This window comes from Thauera sp. K11, from assembly GCF_002354895.1.
In the GTDB taxonomy this organism is placed as follows: domain Bacteria; phylum Pseudomonadota; class Gammaproteobacteria; order Burkholderiales; family Rhodocyclaceae; genus Thauera; species Thauera sinica.
Genome location: NZ_CP023439.1, coordinates 1446889 through 1458679, shown reverse-complemented (window position 1 = coordinate 1458679; position 11791 = coordinate 1446889). Strand labels below are relative to the sequence as shown.

The following is an 11791-nucleotide window of genomic DNA, read 5'->3' as shown; positions in this document are numbered from 1 at the left end:
CTATCCTAGCCCGCCTCCCGACCGCAGACGCCCCGGAGCCGCCACAAGATGAGTACCCCCACACATCCGCGCGACGTCCTGTTCGCCGGTGAAAAGCCCTTCCCCGCCCTGCCCGCCGTCGACCACTACGCCGGCTCGGAAAAGCTCATGCGCAAGGCCCTTGCGCTGCAGCAGGAACTCGGCCCGGTCTTCGACCTCACCTGCGACTGCGAGGACGGCGCGCGCGCCGGCGCCGAAGCCGGGCATGCGCAGATGGTGGTCGAGATCGTCAACGGCGCCGACAACCGCTTCGGGCGCGTCGGCGCGCGCATCCACGACATCACCCATCCGCACTGGGAGCGAGACCTCGAAATCCTGGTCGGCGGCGCCGGCCCGCGGCTGGCCTTCATCACCTTGCCCAAGGTGCGGTCCGCGACCGATACCGCGGCGCAGATCGCCCGGCTGCGGCACATCGAGGCCGCGGCGGGCGTGCCCCGGCCGCTGCCGGTCCACGTGCTGATCGAGACCCACGGCGCACTGCGCGAAGTGTGGCGGATCGCCGCGCAGGACGGCGTCGAGTCGCTCGACTTCGGCCTGATGGACTTCGTCTCCGGCCATCACGGCGCCATTCCCGGCGCAGCGATGAAGAGCCCAGGGCAGTTCGAGCACCCGCTGATCGTGCGCGCCAAGACGGAGATCTCCGCCGCCGCGCTGGCCTGCGGCGTCGTTCCGTCGCACAACGTGACCACCGAGTTGAAGGACGTCGATTTCATCCGCCGCGATGCCGAGCGCGCCCGCCGCGAATTCGGCTACCTGCGGATGTGGAGCATCCATCCGAACCAGATCCTGCCCATCGTCGAGGCGATGCGCCCGGACTTCTCCGAGGTCGAGGAGGCGACGGAGATCCTCGCCGCCGCGCAGGACGTCGCCTGGGGCCCCATCCAGCACGGCGGCCGCCTGCACGACCGGGCGTCCTATCGCTACTACTGGGAGCTGCTGCAACGCGCGCAGCAGACCGGCATGGCGCTGCCGCAAGCCGCGCGCAGCCGCTTCTTCGCGAACTGAGGCCACCCGGCCGCTGCGGACGCCCCGTGCCCGCCCCCCCATCCGGCCGGCCCTCGCCGGCGGCCACCGCAGACGATCGCCTCATGGCGGGCACGCCCGCCTTCCAGCGCGCCAACCTGGCGATGTTCGTCGGCGGCTTCGCGACCTTCGCCCTGCTGTACGGCACGCAGCCCATGCTGCCGCTGTTCGCCGCCTCGTTCGGCGTCAACCCGGCGAGTGCCAGCCTCACCGTGTCCGCCGGCACCGCGGCACTGGCACTGGCGCTGATCCCCGCCAGCGTGCTCGCCGACCGCGTCGGCCGCCAGCCGGTGATGAAGGGGGCGCTCGCACTGGCGGCGGTGCTGTCGATCTGCTGCGCCCTGGTTTCCGATTTCGGCCAGTTGCTGGTGCTGCGCGCGCTGCTGGGCGCAACGCTCGCCGGCCTGCCGGCGGCGGCGATGGCCTATCTCGGCGAAGAAGTGGCACCGAACGCGCAGGGGCGCGCCATGGGCCTCTACATTGCCGGCAACGCGCTGGGCGGCATGAGCGGCCGCGTACTCGCGGCGCTGCTCACGGAATGGGGGTCGTGGCGCGTCGCCCTGGCGGTGCTGGGCGTGCTGGGCGTGATCGCCGCGGCGGTGTTCTGGCGCCGGCTGCCGCCATCGCGCCATTTCAGGCCGCGCGCGGCGTCGATCGGCCGCATCGTCCGCGACGCGCGCGACCTGTTCGCCGATGCCGGCCTGCCCTGGCTGTTCCTCACCGCCTTTCTCGCCATGGGGGCCTTCATCGGCCTCTACAACTACCTCGGCTTCCGCCTCGGCGACGCACCCTTCGGGCTGAGCCAGAGCGCGATCGGCGCGATCTTCCTGCTCTACGTCGTGGGCACCTGGGCGTCGGCGTGGGCGGGACTGCTGGCCGACCGCCACGGCCGCCGCAACGTGCAGTGGATCATGGTGGCGATCATGCTCGGCGGCCTGCTGCTGACGCTGTCGGACACGCTCGCCGTCATCATCGCCGGGGTGGCGGTCTTCACCTTCGGCTTTTTCGCCACCCACTCGCTCGCCAGCGGCTGGGTCGGGCGCCGGGCGCAGGAACGGCGCGCCCTGGGCGCCGCCGTGTATCTGTGTTGCTACTACCTGGGCAGCAGCAGCATCGGCAGCCTGTCGGGCATCGCCTGGTACGACGGCCGCTGGACGGCGGTCGTGGCCATCCTCGGGCTGTGCACTGCGGCGGTGCTGGGCATCGCGCTGCGCCTGCGCCGCCTCGCACCGCTCGGGCCGGCGGAGGGCGGCAAGGGCTGACGTCCGTCAGCGCATGGTCAAGGCCATCAGCACCGGCGTGGTGACCGCGGAGCACAGCGTGGACAGCACCAGGCTGCCCGCCACCTCGCCCTCCAGCACCTTGAACTGCAGCGCCATCATGTAGACGTTGACGCCCACCGCGATCGACGCCAGCAACACCACCACCTGCGTTTCCATGGGCGGCAGCCCCAGGCCGAACGCGATGAGCCATACCACCAGCGGCTGCACCACCAGCTTGATCGCGGAGATCGCTCCCGCCACGCGGATGCCTGCGCGCACGCTGTACTGGGCCAGCCCCATGCCCAGCACGATGAGCGCCATCGGCGCGGCGGTGTCGGACACCATGCCCAGCGTGGTGCCGACGAAGGCCGGCAGCGGCAGGCCCAGCATGCCGAACAGCGTACCCGACAGGATCGCCACGATCAGCGGATTGGTCAGCACGCCGCGCGCCGTCTTGGCAAAGCCCTGCACCGAGAACTGGCCGTGGCGCGCCCATTCCACCGACACGGTGACCAGGGTCCACAAGGTCAGCGCGTTGAAGACGAGCACGAGTGCGACGGACGGCACGGCGGCCTCGCCCAGCGTGAGGCGCGCGATCGGCAGGCCGAGCATGACGTTGTTGGAGAACACCCCGCCGAGTGCGAACACCGACTGCGACACACCGTCGAGCCGGAACACCTTCCAGGCCACCAGCCGCCCGATGCAGAACACCGCCAGGCAACTGCCGAAGAACGCGATCAACAGGCGCGCATCGACGGCGGGCAGCTTGGAGAAATCGCTCATCAGATGGAACAGCATGGCCGGCATCGCCACCGAGAACACGAAGCGCGACAGCGCATCGCTCACCGCCTTCGTCCAGCCGCCGATGCGAACCAGCGCATAGCCCGCGAACACGAGCAGGAACAGCGGCGCGGAGAGGGTCAGTTGATGCAGGAAATGGCTCATGGGCTGACCGGATGGAGCAGGGCCGGATCGACACGGGCGCTGCAAAGGGCCACATCCTAGCGCATGGCGGCGGTGCGGACGCGGCGCGCGGCCGGCCGCCCCCGGGGCAGCCCGGATGTGCGGCCGGGTGGAAGGGTGGTCTAATGGTGGTTTCCAATTTCCACCATCTCACCCATGCCGAAGACGCCGCTGTCCATCCTCGACCTCGCCCCCATCGTGGAAGGTGACACGCCCGCGCAGGCGCTGTGCAACGCCACCGACATCGCCCGCCAGGCCGACCTCTGGGGCTACAACCGCTACTGGCTCGCCGAGCACCACAACATGACCGGCATCGCCAGCGCCGCCACGTCGGTGATCATCGGCCACATCGCCGCCAACACCTCGCGCATCCGCGTCGGCGCCGGCGGCATCATGCTTCCCAACCATGCGCCGCTCGTCATCGCCGAACAGTTCGGCACGCTGGAATCGCTCTACCCCGGACGCATCGACCTGGGGCTGGGCCGCGCTCCGGGCACCGACCAGTACACCGCGCGCGCACTGCGCCGCAACCTGGGCAACAGCGACGACACCTTCCCGCAGGACGTGCTGGAACTGCAAGGCTATTTCAAGCCCGTGCGACCGGGCCAGCATGTGCGGGCGGTACCCGGCGCCGGCCTCGGGGTGCCGATCTGGCTGCTGGGGTCCAGCCTCTTCAGCGCGGAGCTGGCCGCCCATCTCGGCCTGCCCTACGCCTTCGCATCGCACTTTGCGCCGCGCTACCTCCTGCGTGCGATCGAACTCTACCGCGACCGCTTCCAGCCATCGGAGACGCTCGGACGCCCCTACGTGATGGTGGCCGCCAATGCCATCGCGGCCGACAGCGACGAAGAGGCGCAGCTCCTCTTCAGCTCGCTGCGCAACCGCTTCGCCCACATCGCGCGCGGCGTCCGCGGTCCGCTGCAGCCGCCCTCGCTCGAGCACGGGAAGGACTGGACGCCCGGCGAGCGCGACTTCGCCGACGAGGCGACGGCCTGCTCGGCCGTCGGCGGCCCCGATACCGTCCGCCAGGGCCTCGAGCATCTGCTCGCCGAAACGGGCGCCGACGAGCTGATCGTCACCGCCCAGATCTTCGATCACGCCGCGCGCCGGCGGTCGTTCGACATCGTCGCCCGGACCTGGGGCCTGACGCCGGCCTGAAGCGGGTGCCGGCCGGCGGCATGCCGCCGGGCCCCACGCCTATGGGATACTCGGGGCCCCGACACCACGCTCCGAGGCTTCCCATGCAGAAGAACACACCATCCCGCCTGCTCCGCCATCTGCTGCACTGCGCCACCGCGCTGCTCTTCGTCGCCGGCGCCGGCCTGGCCACGGCGGCGGCACCGCAGACCAAGACGCAGGTGCCCGGCTACTACCGGATGCTGCTGGACGACGTCGAGATCACCGCGCTCTACGACGGAGCCATCGAACTCGACACCAAGCTCCTGAAGAACGTCGGCGAGAAGGATCTCGACAGCCTGCTCGCGCGCAGCTTCCTGAAGGCGCCCAAGGTACAGACCGCGGTCAATGCCTATCTCATCAACACCGGCGGCAAGCTCGTACTCGTCGATGCCGGCGCCGCCGGGCTGTTCGGGCCCACGCTCGGCCACGTCGCCGGCAACCTGCGCGCCGCCGGCTACGATCCGGCGCAGATAGACGTGGTGTTGCTGACCCATCTGCACGGCGACCATGTGAACGGCCTCGTCGACGCGGAAGGCAAGGCGGTGTTCGCCAACGCCGAGATCTGGTCCGCGCAGGCCGACAGCGACTTCTGGCTGAACGACGACGTCGCCGCCAAGGCAGCGAAGGACGTGCAGCCTCTGTTCAAGATGGCGCGCGACGCCGCGGCGCCCTACCGCGCCAGCGGCAAGTGGAAGACCTTCGCCACCGACCAGGACATCGTTCCCGGCGTCTCCAGCGTCGCCGCCCACGGCCACACGCCGGGCCACAGCGGCTACCTCGTCGGCAGCGGTGCGCAGAAGCTGCTGATCTGGGGCGACCTCGTGCATAACCACGCGGTGCAATTCGCCCGTCCGGACGTCGCCATCGAGTTCGACGTCGACCGCAAGACCGCCGTCGCCACCCGCAAGAAGATCTTTGCCCGCGCGGCGAAGGAAAAGCTGCTGATCGGCGGCATGCACCTGCCCTTCCCCGGCATCGGCCACGTCCGTGCCGAAGGCAAGGGCTATGCGTGGGTGCCGGTGGAGTTCGGCCCGCTCCCGCGATAACCGAGCGGGAGCAAGCTCCCGCCGAAAACGGAACGCCCCTGCCCGGCCCTGCCGGCAGGGGCCCGACCCGACCGGCATAGCGGGATTTTCATCAGGCGGTGAGATTCCTGCGGCCCTGGTCGCCCGTAACGATTTCACCAGGCGATGAAATCCCCGTCGCCCCCTCTGCATTGCGCCGCCGCAATGCGTTGCGGCCGGTCGGCTGCATCGCCGCTCACCGAAGCCTTTTCCGCACGTTTCGCACCGCACCACGCAGAAGCGGTTCTCCCGACTGGCACTGGCCTTGCTCAGTGGCTTGCAGCGGCAATGAACGAATTGCCGCCCCAAGATCGATCCATCCGGACCAGAAGAGGAGAAGACACGGTGGCATTGCTAGACCGCAGCGAATGGTACGACCTCGCCCGCAGTACCAACTGGACGCCAGCCCACGTTACCGACGGCGAACTGTTCCCCGACATCATGACCGGCGCCAAGGGCGTGCCGGTCGACAAGTGGGAGGTATACGACGAGCCCTACAAGACCTCGTATCCCGAATACGTCCACATCCAGCGCGAAAAGGATGCCGGCGCCTATTCGGTGAAGGCCGCGCTGGAACGCAGCCGCATGTACGAGGATGCGGACCCGGGCTGGGTGTCCATCCTCAAGGCGCACTACGGCGCCATCGCGCTGGGCGAATACGCGGCCATGAGCGCCGAGGCCCGCATGGCCCGCTTCGGCCGCGCGCCGGGCATGCGCAACATGGCGACCTTCGGCATGCTCGACGAGAACCGGCACGCGCAGTTGCAGCTCTACTTCCCGCACGAGCACTGCGCCAAGGACCGCCAGTTCGACTGGGCGCACAAGGCGTACCACTCCAACGAATGGGGCGCCATCGCCGCCCGCCACACCTTCGACGACCTGTTCCTGGCCAGGAGCGCGACCGACATCGCGGTGATGCTGACTTTCGCGTTCGAAACCGGCTTCACCAACATGCAGTTCCTCGGCCTCGCCGCCGATGCGGCTGAAGCCGGCGACTTCACCTTCGCCAGCCTGATCTCCAGCATCCAGACCGACGAGTCGCGCCATGCCCAGATCGGCGGCCCGGCGCTGCAGGTGATGATCGCCAACGGCCGCAAGGAAGAGGCGCAGAAGCTGGTCGACGTCGCCATCGCCCGCGCCTGGCGCCTCTTTTGCCTGCTCACCGGCACGTCGATGGACTACGCCACGCCGCTCGAACACCGCAAGCAGTCGTTCAAGGAATTCATGCTGGAGTGGATCGTCGGCCAGTTCGAACGCACCCTCATCGACCTCGGCCTCGACCTGCCCTGGTACTGGAACCAGATGATCGCCGAGTTCGACTACCAGCATCACGCCTACCAGATGGGCATCTGGTTCTGGCGCCCGACCGTGTGGTGGAACCCGGCCGCGGGCATGACGCCGGAGTGCCGCGACTGGCTGGAGGAAAAGTATCCCGGCTGGAACGACAGCTTCGGCAAGGCGTGGGACGTCATCATCGACAACCTGCTCGCCGGCAGGCCCGAACTCACGGTGCCCGAGACCCTGCCCGTCGTCTGCAACATGAGCCAGTTGCCGATCTGCGCCATTCCCGGCAAGGGCTGGAACGTCAAGGACTACCCGCTGGATTACCAGGGCCGCACCTACCACTTCAATTCCGAGATGGACCGCTGGGTCTTCCAGCAGGACCCGCAGCGCTATCGCGGCCACATGACCCTGGTCGACCGCTTCCTGGCCGGTCTGATCCAGCCGCCCAACCTCCCGGGCGCGCTGCAGTACATGAACCTGGCCCCCGGCGAGATCGGCGACGACGCCCACAAGTACGCCTGGGTCGAGGCTTATCGCAACGTTCCGTATCAAAGGAAGGCCGCCTGAACGGCCGCCGGAAAGGAGACAAACCCATGGCAGCATTTCCGCTGATTTCCAACTTCCAGTACGACTTCGTCCTGCAACTGGTCGCCGTCGATACCGAGAACACCATGGACGAGGTGGCCGCGGCCGCTGCCCACCATTCGGTCGGCCGGCGCGTCGCGCCGCAGCCGGGCAAGGTCGTCCGGGTGCGCCGCCAGGGCGACGCCGCGTTCCTCCCGCGGCACGCGAAGCTGGGCGAGACCGGCATCGCGCCAATGGAAACGATCGAGTTCGTCTTCGCGGAGGCTTGAGCGGCCCATGTCCTACAAGAAAGTCTGCACGCTCGACGATCTCTGGGAAGGCGACATGACCGAGGTCGAACTGGACGGCCGCCAGATCCTGCTGGTCTGGCCGCAGGGGGAGCAGTTGCGCGCCTTCCAGGGCATGTGCCCGCACCAGGACATTCCGCTGGCCGAAGGCAGGTTCGACGGCCGCGTGGTCATGTGCCGCGCCCACCAATGGACCTTCGACGCCAGCAGTGGCCAGGGCATCAACCCCGGCAACTGCCGCCTAGCCGAATACCCCGTGCGGGTCGAAGGCGACGACGTGTTGGTGGAGGTGGAAGGCGTCGAACCCCTCTTCGCCCAAGCCTGACCCACTACCGAGGAAATCATCTTGAACATCACCGCATCCCTCAACGCTTACCGCAACAACCGGGTCGGCCCGATCCTGCGGGCGAGCGACATCACCGAAGGCGTCATCGAGGCGGCCATCGAGGACAACCCCGACAAGGAAGTCTCCGTCCAGGACAAGACCGCCTACGTGCGCATCGAAGCCGACGGCGAGCTGATCCTCAGGCGTTCGACCCTGGAGCGCACGCTCGGCCGTCCGTTCCGCATGTCCGAGCTGGAAGTGAACCTCGGCTCCTTCGCCGGCCGCATCGAAACCACGAACGACTACGTTCGCTTCTATTACGAAAAGACGCTCTGACAGAGGCCCCGACATGAACCAGACCGAAGTCCTGAAGCCCCTCAAGACCTGGAGCCATCTCGCGGCCCGCCGCCGCAAGCCCAGCGAATACGAGATCGTCTCCACCAACCTGCACTACACGACCGACAACCCGGACGCGCCCTTCGAACTCGATCCCGATTTCGGCATGGCGCAGTGGTTCAAGCAGTACCGCAACACCTCGCCGCTGCGGCACGCCGACTGGAACGCCTTCCGCGATCCCGACGAGATCGTCTACCGCACCTACAACATGCTGCAGGACGGGCAGGAGACCTACGTCCTCGGCCTCTTCAACCAGTTCTCGGAGCGTGGCCACGACGCGATGCTCGAACGCGGCTGGGCCCACAGCCTGGCGCGCCTGTATACGCCGGGCCGCTACCTGTTCCACGCCCTGCAGATGAGCGCGGCCTACCTGTGCCAGATGGCGCCGGCCTCGACCATCTCGAACTGTGCCACCTACCAGACCGCGGACTCCTTGCGCTGGCTGACCCACACCGCCTACCGCACCGCCGAACTGGCCAGGACCTTCGCCGACGCCGGCTTCGGCGAAGACGAACGCAGTCATTGGGAAACCGCCCCGGCCTGGCAGGGTTTCCGCGAACTCGTCGAGAAGGCGCTGGTCGCCTGGGACTGGGGCGAGAGCTTCGCCGCCTTCAATCTCGTCGTCCGCCCGGCGGTGGAGGAAGCCGTGCTGCGCGGCCTGGGCCAGGCGGCGCGCCACAATGGCGACACCCTGCTCGGCCTCCTGACCGACGCCCAGCTCGCCGACGCCCAGCGCCACCGCCACTGGACCGGCGCCCTGGCCAGGATGGCGCTGGAGCAGGAAGGCAACCGCGAAGTCCTGGCCGCCTGGGTGCGCAAATGGGAGCCGCTGGCGGACGCGGCCATCGACGCCTATTGCGCCGCCCTGCCGGACACCGGGGCGACCGCCGGCCAGGCCCGCGAGGCCACCCGGGCGCTGCGCGCGAGCTTCGGCCTCTGATTCCGGCGCGGGGCGGCCCGTCCGCCCCGCCCGGCTTCCAATCATGGAGCACATCATCACGATAGAGGGTGGTGCGGCCTTTGCCGTCTCCACCGAAGAGGACTCCCTGTTGCGCGGAGCACTGCGCGCCGGCATCGGCATGCCGCACGAATGCAGCGTGGGCGGCTGCGGCGCCTGCCGCTTCGACCTCGTCAGCGGCGACATGGAAACCCTGTGGGCCGAGGCGCCCGGACTGTCGGAACGCGACCGCAAGCGCGGCAAGCGTCTGGCCTGCCAGAGCCGGCCGCGCGGCGACTGCACCATCCGCATCCGCTGCGCCGACGAGTACACACCCGCCGTCGCGCCGCGGCGCGGCCTGGCGCGCCTCGAAGGACGCCGGCAACTGACGCCGGACATGAGCGAATTCAGCCTGCGCACCGCCTGGCCGGCGGCCTTCCTCCCCGGCCAGTACGCCCTGCTGTATCCGCCCGGGACGGAGGGCGCCCGCGCCTATTCGATGTCCAACCTGCCCAACGCGGACGGCCTGTGGCAGTTCGTCATCCGCCGCGTGAGCGGGGGGCGGGGCAGCAACGCCTTGTTCGACCGGCTCGGCGTCGGCGACGAGGTCGCCATCGACAGCCCCTACGGCAATGCCTGCCTGCGCGACACGCCGGCGCGCGAGATCGTCCGCATCGCCGGCGGGTCCGGCCTGGCGCCGATGCTGTCGATCGCCCGCGCCGCCCTGGCGCGGCCGGATGCGCCGCCGGTCCGTTTCTTCGACGGCGCGCGCACGGCAGCCGATCTCTGCGGCGAGTCCTTGCTCGGCGACTGCCCGCCGCCGCACCGGCTGTCGTACACGCCGGTGCTGTCCATGCCCGATGCAAGCCCGGGCTGGCGCGGCGCCGTCGGCTTCGTCCATGAAGAGGTGAAGCGCGCCCTGCCGCAGCCCCTGGACCGCTACGAGTTCTACTTCGCCGGCCCGCCGCCGATGATCGACGCCGTCCAGACCATGCTGATGCACAAGCACGGCGTGCCCTTCCAGCAGATCCACTTCGACCGTTTTTTCTGATCCGGAGTCAACGCATGTCCCATTTCCAACGTCTCGTCCTCATCGTCCTGGGCGCCCTCGGGCTGGCCGGCCCGGCGAGCGCCACCAACGTCTTCCGCCTGGAAGGCTACGGCGCGGTTTCCCGCGCCATGGGGGGCACCAGCGCCGCCCACGACACCGGCAGCGCGGCGCTGCTCGCCAACCCGGCCACCCTCGGGCTCGGCAGCGGAGGCAGCCGCCTCGATCTCGGCATCGATCTGGTCACCACGAGCCATCTCGAAATCGAAAATGCCGCGACCGGCGAGACCGCGCGATCCGGCCACCGCGACGTCGCCAGCGCCTATTACGCGCCGCAGGCCGGCTATGTGCGCCGCTCCGGCGCCCTGACCTGGGGGGTCGGCGCTTACGCCGGCGGCGGCCTGGGCACGGAGTACGGCAAGAACAGCTTCCTGTCGCGCACGCCGGGCGGCATCGACACCGGCCTCGAGAATTCGAGCCGCCTGCTCGTCCTCCATATCCCCTTGGGCATGTCCTACCAGGTCGATGACCGCCTGACGGTCGGCGGCGCCATCGAAGCGCAATGGACCGGCATGAACCTCGGCCTGCTGCTGGGCGCGGACCAGGTCGCCTCCCTGATCGGCCGGAATCGCGCACGCGGTTCCCTGGTGCCGGCGCTGGCCGGCATCCCCGGGCTGGAAGGCGCGCATTTCAGCTTCTCCAGGAGCAGCGACGTGGAGAGCGGGGCCGATGCCTGGGGCTGGGGCGGGCGCCTGGGGCTGACGTACAGGCTGTCGGAATCGACCCGCATCGGCGCAGCCTACGGGTTCAGGTCGCACATGGACGACCTCGAGGGCAAGGCCCGCCTGACGGCGGTCAGCTCGGTCGCCGGCCAGATCGCGCTGCCGGGCAGGATCCGCATCGTCGATTTCCAGATGCCCTCGACCCTCACCGTCGGCATCGCGCACCAGGCGACGGAGAATCTGCTGCTGGCGGCGGACGTCTCGCACGTCGGCTGGAAGAAGGTGATGAAGGACATCAAGGTCCGCTATGCCGCAGACGGCGGTGGCGAGCTGGCGGTGGAACTGCCGCAGAACTACCGCGACGTCACCATCCTCAGCCTCGGCGCCGCCTACCGGATCGACCGCTGGACGCTGCGCGCCGGCGCCAGCATCGCCAATCAGGCCATTCCCGACAACACGCTGTTCGGCGTCATTCCGGCGACGCCGACCCGGCATCTCTCGGCCGGCTTCTCTTACGATTTCGGCAGGTCGAACACGCTCGATTTCGCCTATTCGCATGCGCTCAGGGAAAGCCTGGGCAACGCCAGCGAACCCAATGTCTCGTCCGGCGCTCCAATCCGTTCCACGCATGCGCAGGACAATTTCGTGCTCAGCTACACGCACCGCTTCTGAAGGCG

General features: G+C 68.9%; 12 protein-coding genes. 11 read left to right on the top strand and 1 reads right to left on the bottom strand.

Annotated elements, in window-relative coordinates; all coding sequences use genetic code 11:
* The first annotated feature begins 48 nt into the window (after positions 1–48).
* Together CCZ27_RS06415 and CCZ27_RS06410 are read left to right on the top strand one after the other, a co-directional pair.
* Entirely contained in the window at positions 49–1044 is a 996-nt protein-coding gene (locus CCZ27_RS06415; protein WP_096446593.1) for an HpcH/HpaI aldolase/citrate lyase family protein, read from the top strand.
* 83 nt (positions 1045–1127) lie between these two features.
* Positions 1128–2324 (top strand): MFS transporter, encoded by a 1197-nt coding sequence (locus CCZ27_RS06410; protein ID WP_232516582.1) that lies wholly within the window; start codon positions 1128–1130, stop codon positions 2322–2324.
* Between the two features lie 6 nt (positions 2325–2330).
* Here CCZ27_RS06410 and CCZ27_RS06405 read toward each other — a convergent pair whose 3' ends face one another.
* A complete protein-coding gene (locus CCZ27_RS06405; protein WP_096446591.1) occupies positions 2331–3269 on the bottom strand; it encodes an AEC family transporter in 939 nt (312 codons plus the stop codon).
* Between the two features lie 174 nt (positions 3270–3443).
* Between CCZ27_RS06405 and CCZ27_RS06400 the strand changes: the two genes are divergently transcribed.
* The 9 genes from CCZ27_RS06400 (at position 3444) to CCZ27_RS06360 (ending at position 11786) form a co-directional block, all read left to right on the top strand.
* Positions 3444–4445, top strand: a complete 1002-nt coding sequence (locus tag CCZ27_RS06400) for an LLM class flavin-dependent oxidoreductase (protein WP_096446589.1) — start codon at positions 3444–3446, stop codon at positions 4443–4445.
* A gap of 83 nt (positions 4446–4528) precedes the next feature.
* Entirely contained in the window at positions 4529–5512 is a 984-nt protein-coding gene (locus CCZ27_RS06395) for an MBL fold metallo-hydrolase (RefSeq protein WP_096446587.1), read from the top strand.
* Positions 5513–5875: 363 nt separating this feature from the next.
* Complete coding sequence (locus tag CCZ27_RS06390; protein WP_096446585.1) at positions 5876–7381, top strand: ferritin family protein; 1506 nt, start codon at positions 5876–5878, stop codon at positions 7379–7381.
* Positions 7382–7407: 26 nt separating this feature from the next.
* Complete coding sequence (locus CCZ27_RS06385) at positions 7408–7668, top strand: toluene-4-monooxygenase system B family protein (protein WP_096446583.1); 261 nt, start codon at positions 7408–7410, stop codon at positions 7666–7668.
* Between the two features lie 7 nt (positions 7669–7675).
* Positions 7676–8011, top strand: coding sequence for a monooxygenase system ferredoxin subunit (locus CCZ27_RS06380; protein WP_096446581.1), 336 nt, complete (start codon positions 7676–7678; stop codon positions 8009–8011).
* Positions 8012–8032: 21 nt separating this feature from the next.
* Complete coding sequence (locus CCZ27_RS06375; protein ID WP_198363280.1) at positions 8033–8347, top strand: MmoB/DmpM family protein; 315 nt, start codon at positions 8033–8035, stop codon at positions 8345–8347.
* A gap of 13 nt (positions 8348–8360) precedes the next feature.
* Positions 8361–9347, top strand: a complete 987-nt coding sequence (locus tag CCZ27_RS06370; protein WP_096446577.1) for an aromatic/alkene monooxygenase hydroxylase subunit beta — start codon at positions 8361–8363, stop codon at positions 9345–9347.
* A gap of 43 nt (positions 9348–9390) precedes the next feature.
* Positions 9391–10395, top strand: a complete 1005-nt coding sequence (locus CCZ27_RS06365; protein ID WP_096446575.1) for a 2Fe-2S iron-sulfur cluster-binding protein — start codon at positions 9391–9393, stop codon at positions 10393–10395.
* 14 nt (positions 10396–10409) lie between these two features.
* Entirely contained in the window at positions 10410–11786 is a 1377-nt protein-coding gene (locus CCZ27_RS06360) for an OmpP1/FadL family transporter (protein ID WP_096446573.1), read from the top strand.
* Positions 11787–11791: the final 5 nt, after the last annotated feature.

Bases quoted from the DNA above. Each gene is read 5' to 3' on its own strand.
- CCZ27_RS06415 (WP_096446593.1), top strand. From the start codon at position 49: ATGAGTACCCCCACACATCCGCGCGACGTCCTGTTCGCCGGTGAAAAG.
- CCZ27_RS06410 (WP_232516582.1), top strand. From the start codon at position 1,128: ATGGCGGGCACGCCCGCCTTCCAGCGCGCCAACCTGGCGATGTTCGTC.
- CCZ27_RS06405 (WP_096446591.1), bottom strand. From the start codon at position 3,269: ATGAGCCATTTCCTGCATCAACTGACCCTCTCCGCGCCGCTGTTCCTG.
- CCZ27_RS06400 (WP_096446589.1), top strand. From the start codon at position 3,444: ATGCCGAAGACGCCGCTGTCCATCCTCGACCTCGCCCCCATCGTGGAA.
- CCZ27_RS06395 (WP_096446587.1), top strand. From the start codon at position 4,529: ATGCAGAAGAACACACCATCCCGCCTGCTCCGCCATCTGCTGCACTGC.
- CCZ27_RS06385 (WP_096446583.1), top strand. From the start codon at position 7,408: ATGGCAGCATTTCCGCTGATTTCCAACTTCCAGTACGACTTCGTCCTG.
- CCZ27_RS06380 (WP_096446581.1), top strand. From the start codon at position 7,676: ATGTCCTACAAGAAAGTCTGCACGCTCGACGATCTCTGGGAAGGCGAC.
- CCZ27_RS06370 (WP_096446577.1), top strand. From the start codon at position 8,361: ATGAACCAGACCGAAGTCCTGAAGCCCCTCAAGACCTGGAGCCATCTC.
- CCZ27_RS06365 (WP_096446575.1), top strand. From the start codon at position 9,391: ATGGAGCACATCATCACGATAGAGGGTGGTGCGGCCTTTGCCGTCTCC.
- CCZ27_RS06360 (WP_096446573.1), top strand. From the start codon at position 10,410: ATGTCCCATTTCCAACGTCTCGTCCTCATCGTCCTGGGCGCCCTCGGG.